Origin of the sequence: Azotobacter salinestris (assembly GCF_009363155.1) — a bacterium.
Taxonomy (GTDB): Bacteria; Pseudomonadota; Gammaproteobacteria; order Pseudomonadales; family Pseudomonadaceae; genus Azotobacter; species Azotobacter salinestris.
In genome coordinates, this window is the sequence record NZ_CP045302.1 from 387,548 (window position 1) to 406,774 (window position 19,227).

Annotated in this window: 13 protein-coding genes, 4 tRNA genes and 1 pseudogene; 8 read left to right on the forward strand and 10 right to left on the reverse strand. The window is 64.6% G+C overall.

All coding sequences use genetic code 11. The features are described from left to right. Positions 1-36: 36 nt before the first annotated feature. Positions 37-1,815, forward strand: a complete 1,779-nt coding sequence (locus tag GCU53_RS01920; protein WP_152386116.1) for an acyl-CoA dehydrogenase C-terminal domain-containing protein — start codon at positions 37-39, stop codon at positions 1,813-1,815. Positions 1,816-1,876: 61 nt separating this feature from the next. On the opposite strand, the gene GCU53_RS01925 is transcribed toward GCU53_RS01920, so the two are convergent. Then, positions 1,877-2,713: an HDOD domain-containing protein gene (locus GCU53_RS01925; protein WP_152386117.1), complete on the reverse strand. Its 837-nt coding sequence runs from the start codon at positions 2,711-2,713 to the stop codon at positions 1,877-1,879. Between the two features lie 114 nt (positions 2,714-2,827). Between GCU53_RS01925 and GCU53_RS01930 the strand changes: the two genes are divergently transcribed. Further along, on the forward strand, positions 2,828-3,265 hold the full coding sequence (locus GCU53_RS01930) for a hypothetical protein (RefSeq protein WP_152386118.1): 438 nt from the start codon (positions 2,828-2,830) through the stop codon (positions 3,263-3,265). A 15-nt stretch (positions 3,266-3,280) separates the two neighbouring features. Here GCU53_RS01930 and GCU53_RS01935 read toward each other — a convergent pair. From GCU53_RS01935 to GCU53_RS01965, 7 genes are all read right to left on the reverse strand, one after another. Continuing rightward, a tRNA-Leu gene (locus GCU53_RS01935) sits at positions 3,281-3,367 on the reverse strand. A gap of 159 nt (positions 3,368-3,526) precedes the next feature. Continuing rightward, a tRNA-Cys gene (locus tag GCU53_RS01940) sits at positions 3,527-3,600 on the reverse strand. A gap of 39 nt (positions 3,601-3,639) precedes the next feature. Beyond that, a tRNA-Gly gene (locus tag GCU53_RS01945) sits at positions 3,640-3,715 on the reverse strand. Positions 3,716-3,778: 63 nt separating this feature from the next. Beyond that, positions 3,779-4,339, reverse strand: a complete 561-nt coding sequence (gene pgsA / locus GCU53_RS01950) for a CDP-diacylglycerol--glycerol-3-phosphate 3-phosphatidyltransferase (RefSeq protein ID WP_152386119.1) — start codon at positions 4,337-4,339, stop codon at positions 3,779-3,781. 33 nt (positions 4,340-4,372) lie between these two features. Next, the gene (gene uvrC / locus GCU53_RS01955; protein WP_152386120.1) at positions 4,373-6,196 is read right to left on the reverse strand and encodes an excinuclease ABC subunit UvrC; all 1,824 of its coding nucleotides are present in this window, start codon (positions 6,194-6,196) and stop codon (positions 4,373-4,375) included. Next, positions 6,196-6,840: a response regulator transcription factor GacA gene (gene gacA, locus GCU53_RS01960; RefSeq protein WP_152389756.1), complete on the reverse strand. Its 645-nt coding sequence runs from the start codon at positions 6,838-6,840 to the stop codon at positions 6,196-6,198. The genes uvrC and gacA overlap by 1 nt, the downstream gene beginning before the upstream one ends. Before the next feature lie 131 nt (positions 6,841-6,971). Then, positions 6,972-7,061: transfer RNA gene (locus tag GCU53_RS01965), tRNA-Ser, on the reverse strand. Positions 7,062-7,298: 237 nt separating this feature from the next. On the opposite strand from GCU53_RS01965, the gene GCU53_RS01970 reads away from it, so the two are divergent. Further along, on the forward strand, positions 7,299-7,766 hold the full coding sequence (locus GCU53_RS01970; RefSeq protein ID WP_152386121.1) for a copper chaperone PCu(A)C: 468 nt from the start codon (positions 7,299-7,301) through the stop codon (positions 7,764-7,766). A gap of 36 nt (positions 7,767-7,802) precedes the next feature. Here the strand turns inward: GCU53_RS01970 and GCU53_RS01975 are convergent. Further along, a pseudogene (locus GCU53_RS01975) lies at positions 7,803-8,654 on the reverse strand (FAD-dependent oxidoreductase); the annotation flags it as partial. A gap of 35 nt (positions 8,655-8,689) precedes the next feature. Further along, a complete protein-coding gene (locus tag GCU53_RS01980) occupies positions 8,690-10,348 on the reverse strand; it encodes a SulP family inorganic anion transporter (RefSeq protein ID WP_208845429.1) in 1,659 nt (552 codons plus the stop codon). A gap of 98 nt (positions 10,349-10,446) precedes the next feature. Between GCU53_RS01980 and GCU53_RS01985 the strand changes: the two genes are divergently transcribed. From GCU53_RS01985 to GCU53_RS02005, 5 genes are all read left to right on the forward strand, one after another. Then, positions 10,447-10,677, forward strand: a complete 231-nt coding sequence (locus tag GCU53_RS01985; RefSeq protein ID WP_152386123.1) for a hypothetical protein — start codon at positions 10,447-10,449, stop codon at positions 10,675-10,677. A gap of 422 nt (positions 10,678-11,099) precedes the next feature. Next, complete coding sequence (gene glgA, locus GCU53_RS01990) at positions 11,100-12,593, forward strand: glycogen synthase GlgA (RefSeq protein ID WP_152389757.1); 1,494 nt, start codon at positions 11,100-11,102, stop codon at positions 12,591-12,593. A 15-nt stretch (positions 12,594-12,608) separates the two neighbouring features. Beyond that, a complete protein-coding gene (gene treZ / locus GCU53_RS01995) occupies positions 12,609-14,402 on the forward strand; it encodes a malto-oligosyltrehalose trehalohydrolase (protein ID WP_152386124.1) in 1,794 nt (597 codons plus the stop codon). After that, positions 14,389-16,464, forward strand: a complete 2,076-nt coding sequence (gene malQ, locus GCU53_RS02000; RefSeq protein WP_152386125.1) for a 4-alpha-glucanotransferase — start codon at positions 14,389-14,391, stop codon at positions 16,462-16,464. The genes treZ and malQ overlap by 14 nt, the downstream gene beginning before the upstream one ends. Further along, the gene (locus tag GCU53_RS02005; RefSeq protein ID WP_152386126.1) at positions 16,465-19,224 is read left to right on the forward strand and encodes a malto-oligosyltrehalose synthase; all 2,760 of its coding nucleotides are present in this window, start codon (positions 16,465-16,467) and stop codon (positions 19,222-19,224) included. Positions 19,225-19,227 lie beyond the last annotated feature (3 nt).

Below are 19,227 nucleotides of genomic sequence, written 5' to 3' on the forward strand. Positions count from 1 at the left end.
GCGCGTCCGTCTCATGACAAGAAAACGAGGTCCGTCATGCCCGAATACCACGCCCCCCTGCGCGACATGCGCTTTGTCCTGCACGAGGTGTTTGCCGCTGACAAGCTCTGGGCTCGCCTGCCCGCCCTGGCCGAAACGGTGGATGCCGAAACCGCCGACGCCATCCTCGAGGAGGCGGCCAAGGTCACGGGCGAACTGCTCGCCCCGCTCAACCGCAGCGGCGACGAGGAAGGCGCACACTGGGACAACGGTGTCGTCACCACCCCGGCCGGCTTCCGCGAAGCCTATGCCACCTATATCGAGGGCGGCTGGGTCGGCCTGGCCGGCAATCCGGCCTATGGCGGCCTGGGCATGCCGAAGATGCTCGCCGTGCAGTTCGAGGAAATGCTCTATTCCGCCAACGCCAGCTTCACCCTGTATTCGGCGCTGACCTCCGGCTGCTGCCTGGCACTGGACGCCCACGCCAGCGAAGAGCTCAAGCAGCTCTACCTGCCGCGCCTGTACAGTGGCGAATGGGCGGGCACCATGTGTCTCACCGAAGCCCATGCCGGTTCAGACCTCGGCCTGCTGCGCACCCGCGCCGAGCCGAAGGCCGATGGCAGCTACGCCATCAGCGGCAGCAAGATTTTCATCACCGGTGGCGAACAGGACCTGACGGCGAATATCGTTCATCTGGTGCTGGCCCGCCTGCCCGATGCACCGCCCGGCTCGAAGGGCATCTCGCTGTTCCTGGTGCCCAAGTTCCTGGTTGCTCCGGATGGCACCCTCGGCGCGCGCAACTCACTGTCCTGCGGCTCGCTGGAACACAAGATGGGAATCAAGGCCTCGGCCACCTGTGTGATGAACTTCGACGGCGCTACCGGCTACCTGATCGGCGAACCACACAAGGGGCTGGCAGCCATGTTCACCATGATGAACTACGAGCGCCTATCCATCGGCATCCAGGGCATCGGCTGCGCCAAGGCTTCCTACCAGAATGCCGTGGCCTATGCCCGTGAGCGCCTGCAGGGGCGCGCCCCGGGAGGTGCCCAGACACCGCAGAAGAGCGCCGATCCCCTGATCGTCCATCCCGACGTGCGGCGCATGCTGCTGACCATGAGGGCCCTGACCGAGGGTGGACGAGCCTTCTCCACCTACGTCGCTCAGCAGCTGGACCTGACCAAGCATGCCGGGGACGCCGACGAACGCCGTCACGCCGAAGCGCTGGTGGCGCTACTCACCCCCGTCGCCAAGGCCTTCTTCACCGACATCGGCCTGGAGAGCTGCATCCACGGCCAGCAGGTATTCGGCGGACACGGCTACATCCGCGAATGGGGCCAGGAGCAACTGGTACGCGATGTACGCATCGCGCAGATCTACGAGGGCACCAACGGCATCCAGGCCCTCGACCTGCTGGGCCGCAAGGTCGTGGCCAACGACGGCGCTGCATTGCGACTGTTCGCCGGGGAGGTCCGCGCCTTCGTCGACGCGCCGGCCGCCTCCCGCCCCTTCGCCAGCCAGCTGCTGGCCGCCCTGGAGTGCCTGGAAGGCATCAGCATCTGGCTGCTCGACCAGGCCGGCAAGGATCCGGCACTGGCCAATGCCGTCGCGGTGGACTACCTGAACCTGTTCGGTTATGTCGCCTATGCCTACATGTGGGCACGCATGGCTGCGGTGGCCCAGGCCAGTCGTGACAAGGATGAGGCCTTCTACGGTGCCAAGCTGTCCACTGCGCAGTTCTACTTCAGCAAGCTGCTGCCGCGCATCCTGTCCCTGGACGCCGTCATCCGTGCCGGCAGCGCCCCGCTTCTGGAACTGGCCGACGACCGCTTCTGAATACTCACGGCAGCCGGCGGGCCTGGTGACCGGGCCGGCCGCCCCTTGGCGGCGATGACCGCTACTGGAGCATACTCATCGCCGCGTCCATCGAAGCGCTCAGATCCTCATCGGCCTGTACGTCCAGACAGGGATCGAGGCCGAGCTTGGCGAACGCCGGGATCCCTCGCCAGTCGAGTTGCGTAAAGGGATGCCCGGTGCCGACATGACTCAGCAGTTCCGCCACCTGAACGATATCCACATAATCCACCTGAGCGGAGTCCCGGGCAAAGTTCAGATATTCCCCAGGAACAATCGCAATGGGAGCAGGAAACTCCCAGTTGCGTAGAATTCTTTCGCCGAGGATCGGGTGAGCCTGGTCGATGATCTGCTCGAGAACCTCCGGATCGGCCAACAATGCTGCATGGGTTTCCGCATAGGTCAGGATAGGCAGGATGCCGATCCGGCTCACCAGACCGGCCAGCGTCGCCTGGTCGGGCACCAGTCGGGTGTAATGACGGCAGAGCATGTAACAGATACCGGCAACTTCACTGCTCTTGCGCCAGGCCTCACGCATCTTGCGGTCCACGACAGGAGAATTCGCCTGGAACATCTGCTCCATGGCCAGACCGGTAGCCAGGGTGCAGGTATAGTTGATGCCCAGACGACCGATGGCCGTCTGCAGGTCGGTGATCTCCCGATTGGCCCGCATCAGCGGGCTGTTCGCCACCTTGATGAGCCGTGCGCTCAGCGCAGCATCGTGCCCGATCACTCTCGCGAGGGCGCCGATGCTGACCTCCGGATCCCGGGCAGCCTCACGCACCTCCAGAGCAGCCTCGGGCAATGTAGGCAATACCAGCTCATCGTTGTCGATGGCCTCGATCAATTCACGCTGAACCTTCTCGGCAAGCTCGCTCATCTCGTTCCTTCCCGCTCCTACTCATCAATCATGCTCGATCAGAGCGGCCGGTTTCTATCGATAAAACGCCTGATCGGCAAGGAGATTCTGCCACCAAGCAGGATCCGGAACTCATTGAGCAATCACGAAATTCGCACTTGCCAAGTGCCTGAAGCCCACGATGCCAGCCCGCAACGCTTTTTCCAGAACGACAGAAAGAGACCATCAACCATTCCCTGCCATACATCTCACGAGCAAAGCATCGACTTCGCCAGAAAGTTGCGTCCGCCATCAGGCGATATTATTGCTCGTACAGCAATAGTGAATGATTGCAGATATGGGAAAGAGTTCAGCTATGGTTATGCCTTTCGTGAAGCAAGACGCAAACAGACAACACCGAGCTTGATCATGAACGGCCAAAAACAGGAGATTCCCCGGTCATACTTGTTAGGGAGAACCACAACTGCAAAACATATTACGGCCCAGACAGGCGAGTTTAACAACTTTGACGAAAAGAACTCTACGGCTCAAGGCAAAGTTGGAAAATCGCGGCAGAATCTTCTGAAAGCCTGAAGTACGTGTCGATATTGGTGCCCGGAGCCGGGATCGAACCGGCACGCTGTTGCCAGCGAGGGATTTTAAGTCCCTTGCGTCTACCAATTTCGCCATCCGGGCAGATGGACTGCAGGCAATTATTTCTTGCGAAGATCTATAAATATATACAGCCTAAAGTCATGAGGCAAGTTAAAGATAATGGATGGCCTTTCAAGATATGGAGAAAAAAGATAAAGCAAAACGCCCCGAAAACATATGCTTTCGGGGCGTTTTGTCGATTGGAGGCCGAGGTCGGAATCGAACCGGCGTACACGGATTTGCAATCCGCTGCATGACCACTCTGCCACCCGGCCTGTGAGTGAGACTCCAATAAACAGTCTCACAAGAAAAACTGGAGCGGGAAACGAGACTCGAACTCGCGACCCCGACCTTGGCAAGGTCGTGCTCTACCAACTGAGCTATTCCCGCGTCGTGGTGACGGGCGACATTCTATAGAATTACGTCGCCCAGTCAAGCCTTTGATTCAAAAACTTATTTTTTTTCAACTGTGGCACTGAGATGAGGCCAGGCCGCCAACAGGTACTGGGTCATGGACCATAGCGTGAGTGCTGCGGCGACAATTAGCAGTGCATAGCCAAGGATGACCCAGAAGGTCAGCAGCGGAGGATTGGCAAGAAGCAGAACCAGAGCCACCATTTGGGCAGTAGTTTTCCACTTGCCCAGATTCGAAACCGCTACCTGTGCCCGAGCGCCCAGTTCGGCCATCCATTCGCGCAGGGCCGACACCATGATTTCGCGACCGATGATAATGATGGCCGGCAGAGTCAACCAAAGATTGGCATGCTCCCCTACCAACAACACCAACGCCACGGCGACTATCAGCTTGTCCGCTACGGGGTCGAGAAAGGCGCCGAACGGGGTGCTTTGCTGCAAACGGCGGGCAAGATAGCCGTCAAACCAGTCGGTCACAGCAGCAAAGGTGAATACGGCACTGGCTGCCAGGTAGCTCCAGGTGAACGGCAGATAGAACAAAAGGATGAAAACCGGGATCAGCAGAACGCGCAGAATTGTAAGTATGTTGGGGATGTTCATCGGCACGACTGGGCTACGGAGTAAGCAGGCATTCTACTCGCTGTGCAAGGCCGCATAAATCGACTCGGCGAGCTTTTTGCTGATCCCCGGCGCCTTGGCGATTTCATCGATGCTTGCCCGGGATAGCTCTTGAAGCCCTCCGAAAAACCTGAGCAGTTCGCGCCGACGCTTCGGTCCTATGCCGGCGACCTCCTCCAGACTGGAGGTACGCCGCACCTTGCCACGCCGTGCCCGGTGCCCGGTAATGGCGAAACGGTGGGCCTCGTCGCGGATCTGCTGGATTAGATGCAGAGCCGGCGAATCGGCCGGCAATGTGAATTCATGGGCGGCATCGTTCAGGTAAAGGGTTTCCAGCCCAGGCTTGCGGGTGACGCCCTTAGCCACACCGAGCAGGATCAGATCCGGCACGGCCAGTTCCTGCAGAACCTCTTGCGCTATTGTTAGCTGTCCCTTGCCGCCATCCACCAGAAGAATGTCGGGGAGCTTGCCCTCGCCATCGCGCAGCTTGCCGAAGCGACGGGTCAGCGCCTGCTGCATGGCAGCGTAATCGTCACCGGCCGTCACACCCTCGATGTTGTAGCGACGATATTCTCCCTTCTGGGCGCCCTCGGGACCGAATACCACGCAGGACGCGACAGTCGCCTCGCCGCTCGAATGACTGATATCGAAGCACTCCATGCGCTGAGGCGGCGCGTCCAAATCGAGCGCCTCAGCCAGGGCTTCGAAGCGGGCCGCCAGATGCTGACGATGGGCCAGCCGCGCCGACAGCGCTTGCTCCGCATTGGCAATCGCGAGTTGCTGCCAGCGCGCCCGGGCCGCACGCACCCGATGCCTGATGTGCAACTCGCGGCCTCGCTGCTCGGCCAGGGCCGACGCGAGTGCGGAGAAGTCTTCGTGCATGGCATTGACGATGATCTCGCCAGGCAGATCACGCTCCGGATTGGCAAGGTAGTATTGGCCCAGAAAGGCTGCCAGAACCTCCCCCACTTCTTCCTCGATACCAACCTGCGGGAAGAAGTTCTTGCTGCCCAGCACACGCCCCCCGCGCACGCTGATCAGATGCACGCAGGCTCCGCCAGGCTTGACCGCGGCAGCCAACACATCCACATCGCCGCTGCCGCCCTCCATGCTCTGCTGATCCTGAACGCGACGCAGCAGGGCGATCTGGTCACGCAACTCGGCAGCACGCTCGAAATCCAGACGAGCAGCCGCCTGCTCCATCGCTGTGGAAAGCTCCTCGGCCAGGGCGTTGCTGCGTCCTTCAAGAAACATTACCGAGTGACGGACATCCTCGGCATATTCGGCCGGATCGACCAGACCGACACAGGGGGCCTTGCAGCGCTTGATCTGGTGCTGCAGGCAGGGACGAGTCCGGTTCCTGAAGTAGCTATCTTCGCACTGGCGAACCTGAAAGGCCTTTTGCAGAAGCCCCAGGCTTTCGCGTATGGAGCCAGCACTGGGATAAGGGCCGAAATAGCGCCCCTTCTGCTGCTTCGCCCCCCTGTGGATGCCGAGCCGGGGAAAGTCCCCATCGGACAGGAATACATAGGGATAGGACTTGTCGTCACGCAGCAGGATGTTGTACGGCGGCCGCCACTCCTTGATCAGGGTCTGCTCCAGCAGCAGCGCCTCGGTCTCGTTGGCGGTGATAGTGGTCTCGACCTGCGCTATCCGCGCCACCAATGCAGCCGTCTTCGGCGCCAGCCCAGTCGTACGAAAATAGCTGGACAGGCGCTTCTTGAGATTCTTGGCCTTTCCGACATAGAGCAGCTTTCCTTCTGCGTCCAGCATCCGATAGACGCCGGGATGACCGCTGCAGTGAGCCAGAAAAGCTGCACTGTCGAAGAAATTCCCCATCAGCTGGATGCATCGACCATGCCGTGGCGCACGGCTAATAGCGCCAGCTCCACGTCACTGGTGATGGAGAGCTTCTCGAAGATGCGATAGCGATAGGTGTTCACGGTCTTCGGCGAGAGGCAGAGCTTGTCGGAGATGCTCTGTACCTTCTCGCAATTGGCGATCATCAGAGCGATCTGGATCTCCCGCTCGGAGAGCAGATCGAAGGGAGAACCGCTCTGCTGTGGCTGGAAAGCCTTCAGGGCCAGCTGCTGGGCGATTTGCGGGCTGATATAGCGCTGCCCGGCGAAGACCTGGCGAATGGCCTGGACCATTTCGTCGAGCGCTGCCCCCTTGGTCAGGTAGCCGGCTGCCCCAGCCTGCATGAGACGCGTCGGGAAAGGATCTTCCTCGCACACGGTTACCGCAATCACCTTGATGCCGGGATTGCTGCGCTGCAGCTTGCGAGTCGCTTCGAGACCGCCGATGCCGGGCATCTTGACGTCCATCAGGATCACATCAGGCTTGAGATCGCGCGCCTTCTTCAGGGCCTCTTCGCCGGAGCTACCTTGTCCGACAACCTGTAGACCGTCGATATCGGCCAGCATCCGGGTGATGCCAGCTCGAACCAGATCATGATCATCGACCACAAGCACCCTAATCAACAGACACCTCGTTTCGTGTCGGCAGAGACCAAGAGCGACCTGCCTGGGAAACATTCGGTCGAGACCGAAACGTCAGGAAGATCGGCCGGCCACCTGCCAAGTGGACAAGCCAGTCGGCTCGACCATGAAGGTGGCGGAGGCGGTGAGATTCGAACTCACGGAAGAGTTTCCCCTTCGGCGGTTTTCAAGACCGCTGCCTTAAACCACTCGGCCACACCTCCGCATAAGTGCGGACGGCAATTTTTACCGGATCATCTCCGAGTGTCAAACGGTTGTTTTGATGAAGTCTCAAGATAACCGGACAATAAATATGAAATAGCAAAGATTTTCATTTTGTGGCCAGCAAACGCCAGCCAACTTCGCCAAAGAGGAATGGCGATGACAAAGTATCGAGACGATGATCTACACCGTTCCTCATGCTAAGTTCCCGAGTCTCATCCTGCCGGAGAGTTGCCCGCATGTTCGTTCGCCTCCTGTTCACCTCCCTTCTCGCCTTCTTCTCCGGCGCAGCTCCCGCCACAGAGTATCGGGCGGGCGCGTTGCAGATCGACACCCCCTGGTCGCGGGCATTGCCGCCCAACGCGCCGGCGGGCGCCGTCTACTTCACCGTGAAGAACGGCAGCCAGACGGCGGATCGCCTGGTCGACGCCTCCACCCCGAGCGCAGCGAAGACCGAGCTGCATACCCATCTCAGGGTGGGCGAAGTCATGCGTATGCAGCGCATCGACGCGATCGCCATCCCTGCCGGCACGGAGGTGAAACTCGAGCCGGGTGGACATCATGTCATGTTCTTCAATCTGAAACGTCCGTTGGCGGCCGGCGAGCACTTTCCACTGACGCTGGAGTTCGAAAAGGCCGGCAAGGTGGAGATCGAGGTTGAGGTCCGGAGCGATGCTCCTGCCAGCGAGGGGCACGAGCATCATTGACTCCCGACCGACCAGGAGTCGTCCGGCACTCCGCCGTCAGCGGCTCACGGGGGTACGCATGGTGACGAACTCTTCCGCCGCCGTCGGGTGGATGCCCAGGGTCTCGTCGAACACCTGCTTGGTGGCGCCCGACTTGAGCGCCACAGCGAGCCCCTGAAGGATCTCGCCTGCCTCCGGACCAACCATGTGGCAGCCCAGCACCCGGTCGGAAGCGGCATCCACCACCAGCTTCATCAGACTGCGCTCCTGGCTGTCGGTCATGGTCAGCTTCATCGGACGAAAACGGCTTTCGAAGATCTGCACCTGATAGCCGGCCTTACGCGCCTGCTCTTCGGTCACGCCAACGGTACCGATGTTCGGCAAGCTGAACACTGCCGTGGGAATCAGGCGATAGTCGACCGGCCGGTACTGCTCGGGCCTGAACAGGCGCCGGGCGACCGCCATGCCCTCGGCCAGAGCCACCGGCGTGAGCTGGACGTTACCGGTGACATCGCCAATGGCGAGGATGGATGCCACGCTGCTGCGGTACAGATCGTCGACCCGGATATAGCCCCGCTCGTCCAGTCCGACCCCGGCATCCTCCAGCCCCAGATCATCCAGCATCGGCCGCCGCCCGGTGGCATAGAAGACGCAGTCGGCCTCCAGGCTGCGCCCATCCCGCAGGGTGGCCCGCAGACTGCCATCGGCCTGGCGATCAATGCGGGCGATATCGGCATTGAACTGCAAGTCGACCCCCCTCTTGATCATCTCGTCGCGCAGGTGCTCGCGCACCGCCTCGTCGAAGCCGCGCAGGAACAGCTCGCGGCGATAGAGCAGGCTGGTCTTCGCACCCAGCCCGTGGAAGATCGAGGCGAACTCCACCGCGATATAGCCGCCTCCCACCACCAGCGTCACCTACGCCACACAGAACCGGATCCCCGCCGTCAGGAAGCCGTGACCTCCGCCCTTTCCCCGCAGGCGGACAGGGCCTCGGTGAAGCTCGCGTGATAATCCTGCGTGCCGATCAGCTCCAGTATGCCCGCCCGCTCCAGCTTGCCATGCACCCGCGGGCTCGCCTCGCAGAGCTTGACCCGGATCCTGCGCCTGCCCAGTTGCTGGATGACCTCCTCCAGCGTCTGCAGACCGGTGATATCCATGAAGGGCACGCGTTTCAGGCGAATGATCAGCAGGCGCGGATCGGTATGGGTGCTGGCCAGCGCCCGCTCGAAGGTTTCCGCCGCCCCGAAGAACAGCGGCCCCTCCACGGTATAGACCAATACGCCATCGGGTAGCCGGCTCTGTCCGTTGCCGAGCAGCTCCGGCTCGAGTTCCTGCTCGAGCTGCTGCTGCACCGCCACCGAAGAGGCCATGCGGCGCATGAAATGCAGCATGGCCAGAATCACTCCGATGTTCACCGCGATCACCAGATCGCTGAACACTGTCAGCCCGAAGGTGATCAGCAGAATGCCCACGTCCGCCCTGGGCGCCCGCTGCAGCATGCGCTTGAAGTGCTTCAGCTCGCTCATGTTCCAGGCCACCACGAAAAGGATCGCGGCGAGGGCGGCCAGCGGAATGTTCGCCGCCAGCGGCGCCAGGAACAGCAGGATCAGCACCAGGGTGAGCGCATGGACGATGCCGGCCAGGGGACTGTTGCCGCCGTTGCGGATGTTGGTCGCGGTGCGGGCGATCGCCCCGGTGGCGGCGAAGCCGCCGAACAGCGGCGTGGCCAGGTTGGCAATGCCCTGGCCGATCAGCTCCTGGTTGGAGTCGTGCTTGGTCCCGCCCATGCCGTCGGCGACCACGGCGGAGAGCAGCGACTCGATGGCGCCGAGCATGGCGATGGCAAAAGCCGGGCCGATCAGCTCGATCAGGCGGGCCGGCGTGATCTCCGGCAGCCCCAGCTGCGGCAGTCCCTGAGGAATGCCGCCGAAGGCACTGCCGATGGTGGCCACCCCCTCGAACTGGAAGACCGACTGGACGAGTGTGGCGGCGACCATTGCGATCAGCGGACCGGGAACGCGCCGCAGCGTCCGCAGGCGCGGCGCAAAGACGACCAGCGCCAGACTGCCCAGGGCCAGCAGCGTGGTCGGCAGATGCAACTGCGGCAGCGACTGCAGCAAATGCCAGAGCTTCTCGTGAAAATGCGTGCCCGTCACTGCCGGCAGACCGAAGAAGTCCTTCCATTGGCTGACCCAGATGATCACTCCGATACCGGCCGTGAAGCCGACGATGACCGGATCCGGGATGTACTTGATTACCGTCCCCAGACGGCTGAGCCCGAGCAGCAGGAGAATGCCGCCGGCCATCAGGGTCGCGATCTGCAGGCCGTCGACCCCGTGCTCGGCGGTCACGCTGGCCAGGATGACGATGAAGGCGCCGGTCGGACCGGCGATCTGCAGCCGGCTGCCGCCGAACAGGGAAACCAGCAGACCGCCGACGATGGCGGTATAGATGCCCTGCTCCGGCTTCACCCCGGATGCGATGCCGAAAGCCATGGCCAGAGGCAGCGCCACGACAGCGACGATGACGCCGGCCACCAGATTGCGGAGCCAATGCTCCCGCCGCAGCAGGCCAGCCCGCCACGCCTCACGAATTGCGATCATCAGTGGTCCTCCCGGAACCGGAACATGTGCGTGATATTAACATGTCATGAGAATGCTAAAGTCCTCCGGCGCACGCCCTCGGTTCGTCCGGAGAAACCATGAAACGCCAGGATGTCGAAACCCTGCAGGCCGAAGGCAAGGCCTTCGCCACCCACCTGATCCGCAATCCAGCCCGCAGCGGGGAATGGATCGCATTTTTCCAGCTGAACACCGGGCGCAGCTTCTTCCTGATCGACGAGCACGACGAAGTCGAATCCTTTCCCCAGCTGGACAGGCTTGTCGAAGTCTTGCAGAGGCTTGGCATCAAACTGGCGGAAATCCATTTCTGAATCACACTTGTTCAGTCGCAGCGCGGCATCTTTCTCACATGCGCTGCAGTGAAGCCCCCCGTGGCGAAACCATTCGATCAACGGTCGAGGTCCATTCGCCAATTAGCGTCCACACTTCATGAATGGCGGGTTTCCGACGCTCGCCAGGCAGTCACGGCCTCGAAAGGCATTGCGAAGGCTCTGGCGAGCGCTTTCACACATCCTCTCGAGGCAACAGCACGAAAAAGGGAATGCCATTGCACCAGGAGGGCTGCACCGGCCGCATGGCGCTAATAACTCATCGATGACTGCGGACTTAGCGGGCCTTTCGGATCCCCTCCACGAAAGAGGACCGGAAGGTCCGGCAAGGAAGATTTGACTGGAGGATGACCATGAGTAATGCCGCTGTACAGGCTCAGCGTATCGAACGTCGGGAACAAACCATGCGGGTCGGAACGAGCCGACCCACTCCGCAGATCCGCACCGTCCAGGAAAACGAAAGCAAGAAAAAGATCCTCTTCGTCACCTCCGAGCTCTCCGACCTGGTCAAGACCGGCGGACTGGGGGAAGTATCCGCCGCCCTGCCCCGGGCACTCCGCCTCCATCACGATGTCCGCGTGCTTCTGCCCGGCTACCGGCAGGTCATGCAGAGCGGCCATCCCATCCGCCTGGTCGGCACCCTCAGCGGCCATGCCGCCCTGCCCCGCTGCCGGATCGGCCGCATCGACCTGGACGACGGCCTGATCGTCTATGTCCTCATCAGCCCCGAACTCTACGAGCGCGAAGGCACCCCCTACGGCGACAACCGCAACCAGGAATGGCCGGACAACCACATCCGCTTCGCCCGCCTCGGTCTTGCCGCCGCCGATTTCGCCGCTGGCGAGGCCGGCGTCAGCTGGCGCCCCGACCTGATCCACGCCCACGACTGGCCAGCGGGACTCGCGCCAGCCTACCTGCGCTGGCGCGGACAAAACACACCCTGCGTCTTCACCATCCACAACCTCGCCTACCAGGGCCTGTGGCGGCCGGAATGCCGCGCCGAACTGGCCATCCCTCCGGAGGCCCTGCGGATGGAGCGCATGGAATTCCATGGTCAGTTGTCCTTCCTCAAGGCCGGCATCGCCTATGCCGACCGCATCACCACGGTGAGCGCCACCTATGCCCGGGAAATCACCACCCCGGACTTCGGCTGCGGACTGGAGGGCTTCCTCCGGGAAAAGGCCGAGCACGGCCTCCTCTGCGGCATCCCCAACGGTATCGACGAAAGCTGGGAGCCGGAAACCGATTCGCACCTGCTGTGCAACTTCAGCGTCAACGACTGTGCCGGCAAGGCCGTGCATGCCGAGCACGTACGCCAGCAGTTCGCTCTCGCTCCTTCCAGCGGCCCGCTGCTCGTGGTGGTTTCCCGCCTGGTCCAGCAGAAAGGCCTGGACCTGACCCATGCGCTCGCCGAAACCCTGGTCGGAAACGGCGGACAACTGGCCGTCATGGGGCGCGGCGAACCCCAGGTGGAAGACAGCATGCGGCAACTGGCCGAACGCCTTCCGGGCCAGGTGGGAGTGAACATCGGCTTCGATGAAACCGTGGCGCGGCGCATGTTCGCCGGTGCCGACTTCCTGCTGATGCCCTCGCGCTACGAGCCCTGTGGCCTCAGCCAGATGTATGCCCAGCGTTTCGGCTCGCTACCCATCGCGCGCAAGACCGGCGGACTCGCCGACACCATCGAGGACGGGGTGACCGGCTTTCTCTTCGAGGAAGCCTCCGTGGAAAGCTACCGCGAAGCCCTGCTGCGAGCCTTCCGGGTATTCGCCACACCGCACCTCTTCCATGCGATGCGCTGCCGTGCCATGGCCGTACCCTGCTTCTGGCGGGAGACCATAGACCCCTACCTGCAGCTCTACCGGCAGCTTTTGGAAAGCCGGCATGGCGAGGCATGAACGGAGACCCTATCCATGTCAATTCCCAGCTACAACCGGCGCTTCGGCGCACAGCCGATCGACGCGCAGAACACCCGCTTCACCCTCTGGGCCCCGGACGCCGAGCGCGTCGACCTGGAGATCCTCTACGGCAACCGGCTGCCCATGCGCAAGGAACGGGACGGCTGGTTCGTGCTCGAAGCTCCTCACGGCGCCGGCACCCAGTACCGCTTCCGGATCGACGACGAGATCAGCGTGCCGGACCCGGCCTCGCGCTCCCAGGTCGCCGGCCTGCATGGCCCCAGCATGGTGGTCGATCCCCAGTCCTACCAGTGGCGCCACCCCCACTGGCGCGGCCGGCCCTGGCACGAGACGGTGGTCTACGAACTGCACGCCGGCCTGCTCGGCGGCTTCCACGGAGTCGAGGCGCAGCTCGCGGAGCTGGCCGAGCTGGGCGTCACCGCGATCGAGCTGATGCCCATCGGCGAATTCTCCGGTACCCGCAACTGGGGCTACGACGGCGTGCTGCCCTTCGCCCCGGAGTCCGTCTACGGCTCGCCCGACGATCTCAAGCATCTGATCGACACCGCCCATGGCCATGGCCTGATGGTGTTCCTGGATGTCGTCTACAACCACTTCGGCCCGGAAGGCAATCACCTCGGCCGCTACGCCAAGGCCTTCTTCCGCCACGACGAGCAGACGCTCTGGGGCGACGCCATCGACTTCCGCCAGCAGCCGGTACGCGACTTCTTCATCGAGAACGCCCTGATGTGGCTGCAGGAATACCGTTTCGACGGTCTGCGCCTGGATGCCGTGCACGCCATCAGCGAGCGCAGCTTCCTTACTGAACTGGCCCAGCGGGTGCATGCCGTGGTCGAACCCGGCCACCACGTGCATCTGATGCTGGAGAACGAGAAGAACCAGGCCAGCCTGCTCGAGGAAGGCTACGTGGCGCAGTGGAATGACGACGGCCACAACGTCCTGCACACAATGCTCACCGGCGAGCAGCAGGGCTACTACGCCGACTACCACCAGGGCGCCGCGGAAAAGCTCGCCCTCTGCCTGAGCGAAGGCTTCGTCTTCCAGGGCCAGATCGCCCGCCAGGGCCAGTCGGAACCCTGCGGCGAGCCCAGTGCGCACCTGCCGCCCAGCGCCTTCATCCTGTTCCTGCAGAATCACGATCAGGTCGGCAACCGCGCCTTCGGCGAACGCCTGGTCAGTCTGGCCGATTGCGACTCCCTGCGTGCGGCCACCACCCTGCTGCTGCTCTCGCCGATGGTGCCCCTGCTATTCATGGGCGAGGAATGGGGCACGCACCGCCCCTTCCTGTACTTCACCTGCCACCAGAGTCCGGAACTGGCCCAGGCGGTGCGGGAGGGCCGGCGCCGGGAGTTCTGCAGGTTCGAGCCGTTCCGGGACATGTCTCTCTGCGAACGGATTCCCGATCCCAACGACGAGAGGACCTTCACCACCTCGCAGCCGGACTTCCAGTGCTGCCTCGATCCCAAGCACGCCGAATGGCGTGCCCTCTATCACCACCTGCTGGGCCTGCGCCGCCGCGAGATCGTCCCGCGCCTGCCCGGCAGCCGAGCGCTGGGGAGCGAAGTGCTGGGGGCCGAAGCCGTGGTAGCGCGCTGGCGGCTGGGTGACGGCAGTGTCCTGCGCATCGAGCTGAATCTCGGCACCCAGGCCGTACCGTTGCAGGAACACCACAAGCACGGCCGGCTGCTGTTCGCCAGCCAGGACATGGAGGAATTCCACGAGCATCTTGGCAAGCTTCCCGCCCGGATGGCCCGTGTCTATCTGGTAGCGCCGGATGAGCAACGATGAGCGACTCCGCACCCTGGCCGCCGCGGCCGGGATAGCGGTCGACTGGGTCGACGCGGACGGGCAGCCACAGAAGGTCACACCCGAGGTCCTGCGGCGGGTACTGGCCGGGCTGGAACTGCCGGCCGATAGCGCCTCGCAGATCGAGGACAGCCTCAAGCAACTGCGTCAGACGGGCAGCGAGCTGCCGCCGCTGCTCACCCTGGAGCGCCAGCAGCGTCTCGACCTGTCCGGCCATTTCGCGCCAGGCAGCGCCTTCGATCTGACCCTCGAGGACGGCCATCGCCACAGCGGCCGGCTCGACGGACAGGGCTGCCTGCCGCCGATCGCGCAGTCCGGCTACCACCAGTTGGCGATCGGCGAGAAGTTGCTCACCCTGGCCGTCGCCCCGCCGCACTGCACCGGCGTGGACGAGCTGAGCGGCAGCCCTGCGCCGCGCCTCTGGGGGATAGCGGTGCAACTCTATTCCCTGCGCCGCCAGGGCGACGGCGGCATCGGCGATACCCAGGCCCTGGAAACCCTGGTGCACCAGGCCGCCCGGCAGGGTGCGGCGGGCATCGCCATCAGTCCGCTGCACGCCATGTTCAGCGCCGATAACCACCGCTTCAGCCCCTACTCGCCATCCAGCCGGCTGTTCTACAACGTGCTGCACAGTGCCCCGGGCAGCATCCTCGGCGAACGCGAGGTGCGCACCGCGATCGAAGCCAGCGGACTGACCGATGAGTGGCAGCGCCTGGAGCAGCTCGACCTGATCGACTGGCCGGCAGCCGCCGAAGCCAAGCTGCGCCTGCTGCGCGCCCTGCATGCGGAATTCCGCCACGGCGGCAATCCGCTGGAGCAGGACTTTGCCAGCTTCCGGCGCAACGGCGGAGAAGCCCTGGAGAACCATTGCCGCTTCGAGGCGCTGCACGCCTACCACGTCCGCCACAACGGACTGTACGACTGGCGGCAATGGGATCCGGCCCTGCGCTGCCCGGGCAGCGCCGCAGTGGCCGGCTTTGCCCGCGAATACGCGGACGAGATCACCTTCCACGCCTTCGCCCAGTGGCTGATCGCCCGCGGCCTGGAGCGTACCCAGCACGCCGCGTGCAGCGCCGGCATGCCGATCGGTCTGATCGCCGACCTGGCGGTGGGCGCCGACGGCGGCGGCAGCCAGGCCTGGAGCCGCCAAGCCGAACTGCTGTCGACGCTGACCGTCGGCGCGCCCCCGGACGCCCTCAACCGCTCCGGGCAGAGCTGGGGAGTATCCGCCTTCTCGCCCTCGGGCCTGCGCCAGCACGGCTTCCACGCCTACATCGAGATGCTGCGCGCCAACCTGGCCCATGCCGGCGGCATCCGCATCGACCACGTGATGGGGCTCCAGCGCCTGTGGCTGATCCCGCCGGGCGGCGAGCAGCGCGACGGTGCCTACCTGCACTACCCGCAGGAAGACCTGATGCGCCTGCTGGCGCTGGAGTCCTGGCGACACAAGGCGGTGATCCTCGGCGAGGACCTCGGCACCGTCCCGGAAGGCTTCCGCCCGATGCTGGCCGAGCGCGGCATCCTCGGCATGCGCGTGCTGCTCTTCGAGCAGAACGACGAAGGGCGCTTCTCGCGCCCGCAGGAGTGGCCCGACAACGCCCTGGCAACCAGCACCACCCACGACCTGCCCACCCTCGCCGGCTGGTGGCAGGAGCGCGACATCGACTGGCGCGAGCGCCTGCAGCTGGCCGATGCCGAGGCCACCGAGGCGGCCCGGCAGACCCGCCGGCGCGAACGCCAAGCCCTGCACGAAGCCCTCGCCGACGCAGGCGGCCCGGCTCCCGACGCGCCTTTGGACCGCGACGGCCTGATCGACGCCTGCGTGACCTTCCTCGGCAAGACGCCGGCGCCCCTGGTCCTGCTACCCGTGGAGGATGCCCTGGGCCTGGACGAGCAGGCCAACCTGCCCGGCACTGTCGACGGCCATCCCAACTGGCGGCGGCGCCTGCCCGTCGAGAGCGACGGACTGCTCGACGGCGCGGACCCGGCACGCCGCCTGCGACTGCTGAAGGAAGCCCGCGCGGCCTCGAGCAGGAGAAGTTGAATGAGCGAGCTGCGCGCCACCCTGCGCCTGCAATTCCACAGGGATTTCACCCTTGACGACGCCGTACCGCTGGTCGACTACTTCGCCGGCCTCGGCATCAGCCATCTGTACGCCTCGCCGCTGCTCACCGCGCGCCCCGGCTCGCTGCACGGCTACGACGTCATCGACCCGACCCGGATCAACCCCGAACTGGGCGGCGAGCCGGCGCTGCGGCGCCTGGTCGAGGCCCTGCGCAGCCATGGCATGGGACTGCTCCTGGATATAGTCTCCAACCACATGGCGGTCGGCGGCGCCGGCAACCCCTGGTGGCTGGACGTGCTGGAGTGGGGCCGGCGCAGCCCCTACGCCGGCTTCTTCGACATCCAGTGGAACTCCCCCGACCCGCTGCTCGAGGGCCAGTTGCTGGTGCCCTTCCTGCGCAGTGACTACGGCGAGGTCCTGCAGGCCGGCGAAATCCCCCTGCAGTTCGACGCCCAGACCGGCTCCTTCCATGCCAGCCATTACGAACACCGCTTTCCCATCAGCCCGCCGAGCTACGGCGAACTGCTGCGCGCCACCGGCCATCCGGCCCTGCAGGACCTGGCCCTGCAGTTCGATGCCCTCGCCGGCGAAGATGGCTACCTCCAGGCCACCGCACCGAAGGCCAGGCTGGCGCAGCTGGCTTCCCAGCCCGAGGTGCGCGCCGCCATCGAGGCCATGCTCGGCGTCTACGATTCGCGTCGGCCGGAAGGCCTCGAGCGCCTGCACGTCCTGCTCGAGCACCAGTTCTACCGGCTGGCCAGCTGGCGCACCGCGGCGGACGACATCAACTGGCGGCGCTTCTTCGACATCAACGAGCTCGGCGGCCTGCGCGTGGAGCGTCCGCGGGTCTTCGAGGCCACCCACGCGAAGATCTTCGAGTTGCTCGAGGAAGGCCTGATCGACGGTCTACGCATCGACCACATCGACGGCCTGGCCGATCCGCGCGGCTACTGCCGGCGCCTGCGCCGGCGCCTGGATCGGCTCGACCACGGCCGACAACGGCATCGGCCGATCTACGTCGAAAAGATCCTCGCTCAGGGCGAGGAACTGCATGGCGACTGGCAGGTGGATGGCACCACCGGCTACGAATTCATGAACCAGCTGTCCCTGCTGCAGCACGACCCGGACGGAGAGACGCCGCTGCGTGCGCTCTGGCACAGCCTCAGCGGCCGCCCCGCCGAGTTCCTCGAGGAAGTGCGCCAGGCCCGCCAGCTGGTGCTCACCGGAACCCTGGCCGGCGACTTCGAGAGCGCCGCCCAGGCGCTGCTGCAGGTGGCACGCAGCAACCTGATGACCCGCGACCTCACCTTCGGGCAGATCCGCCGGGCGCTGCTCGAGCTGATCAGCCACTTTCCCGTGTACCGCACCTACATCGGCGCCTGCGGCCGCCCAGCCCAGGACGAGCCCTTCTTCCGCCAGGCCCTGGAAGGCGCCCGCACCACCCTCAACGAAGCCGAGTGGCCGCTGCTCGCCCACCTGGACCGCTGGCTCGGCGGCGAGCCCTTGCGCAGCCTGCCGCCAGGGGTATTGCGCAAGGTGCGCCGCCACGCCTGCGTACGCTTTCAGCAGGTCACCGCGCCGGCCGCCGCCAAGGCGGTGGAGGATACCGCCTTCTATCGCTCGGGCATGCTGCTCTCGCGCAACGACGTCGGCTTCGACAGCCAGCGCTTCAGCGCCCCGCCGGAGGACTTCCACGCCGCCTGCCTGCGGCGGCGCGAACGCTTTCCCGACAGCCTGCTGGCCAGCGCCACCCACGACCACAAGCGCGGCGAGGACACCCGCACGCGCCTGGCCGTGCTCAGCGAACGCGCCGGCTGGTACGCAGAGCGGGTGCAGCGCTGGCTGCTGCTGGCCCAGCCGCTGCGCCGGAGCCATGGCGACGGCCCGGCACCGGCACCCGCCGACGAGTTGATGCTCTACCAGACCCTGCTCGGCAGCTGGCCGCTGGGTCTGGCCCCGGACGATGACGAGGGGCTGCGCGCCTATGCCGGGCGCCTGCGCCAATGGCAGGAAAAGGCCCTGCGCGAGGCCAAGCTGTACAGCAGCTGGAGCGCTCCCAACGCTCCCTACGAGGAAGCCTGCCGCAGCTTTCTCGACGATCTGCTGGAAAAGCCCGCGGGTGCCCGGTTGCGCGAGGAAATCGCCGCGTCGGCCGCCAGCATCGCCCCGGCCGGCGCCCTCAACAGCCTGGCGCAGACCCTGCTGCGCATGACCGTACCCGGCGTGCCCGATCTCTACCAGGGCGCCGAATTCTGGGATTTCAGCCTGGTCGATCCAGACAACCGCCGGCCGGTGGATTTCACCGCCCGCCGCCAGGCTCTGGCCCAAGGCACGGAGCCCGCCGGGCTGCTCGAGGATTGGCGCGACGGGCGCATCAAGCAGGCCCTCATCGCCCACACCCTGGCCCTGCGCGCCCGCTACCCGGCCCTGTTCGCCGCCGGCGACTACCTGCCGCTGGAGGTGGCCGGCGAGCACAGCGTACGGCTGCTGGCCTTCGCCCGGCACCATGCCGGGCAGTGGGCGGTGGTACTGGTGCCGCGCCTGGCCAGCGGCCTGCTCGGCGAGGACGGACAGCCGTTGATCGAAGCGGCGCAGTGGAGCGATACCCGCGTGCTGCTTCCCGCAACGCCTGCGCTGCGGGGACTTTTCTCGGGCGATGCAGTCCCAGACAGAAAGGGAGAACTGTTTGTGAGGGAAGCCCTGGCGACCTTTCCGGTCGGCCTCTTCCATGGCGCATGAGCA

What these genes read in the sequence shown, in the direction of transcription:
- treZ (WP_152386124.1), top strand. Translation starts at nt 12,609, where the DNA reads ATGTCAATTCCCAGCTACAACCGGCGCTTCGGCGCACAGCCGATCGAC.
- GCU53_RS01925 (WP_152386117.1), bottom strand. Translation starts at nt 2,713, where the DNA reads ATGAGCGAGCTTGCCGAGAAGGTTCAGCGTGAATTGATCGAGGCCATC.
- GCU53_RS02005 (WP_152386126.1), top strand. Translation starts at nt 16,465, where the DNA reads ATGAGCGAGCTGCGCGCCACCCTGCGCCTGCAATTCCACAGGGATTTC.
- pgsA (WP_152386119.1), bottom strand. Translation starts at nt 4,339, where the DNA reads ATGAACATCCCCAACATACTTACAATTCTGCGCGTTCTGCTGATCCCG.
- malQ (WP_152386125.1), top strand. Translation starts at nt 14,389, where the DNA reads ATGAGCAACGATGAGCGACTCCGCACCCTGGCCGCCGCGGCCGGGATA.
- uvrC (WP_152386120.1), bottom strand. Translation starts at nt 6,196, where the DNA reads ATGGGGAATTTCTTCGACAGTGCAGCTTTTCTGGCTCACTGCAGCGGT.
- GCU53_RS01970 (WP_152386121.1), top strand. Translation starts at nt 7,299, where the DNA reads ATGTTCGTTCGCCTCCTGTTCACCTCCCTTCTCGCCTTCTTCTCCGGC.
- GCU53_RS01980 (WP_208845429.1), bottom strand. Translation starts at nt 10,348, where the DNA reads ATGATCGCAATTCGTGAGGCGTGGCGGGCTGGCCTGCTGCGGCGGGAG.
- GCU53_RS01920 (WP_152386116.1), top strand. Translation starts at nt 37, where the DNA reads ATGCCCGAATACCACGCCCCCCTGCGCGACATGCGCTTTGTCCTGCAC.
- GCU53_RS01985 (WP_152386123.1), top strand. Translation starts at nt 10,447, where the DNA reads ATGAAACGCCAGGATGTCGAAACCCTGCAGGCCGAAGGCAAGGCCTTC.
- glgA (WP_152389757.1), top strand. Translation starts at nt 11,100, where the DNA reads ATGCGGGTCGGAACGAGCCGACCCACTCCGCAGATCCGCACCGTCCAG.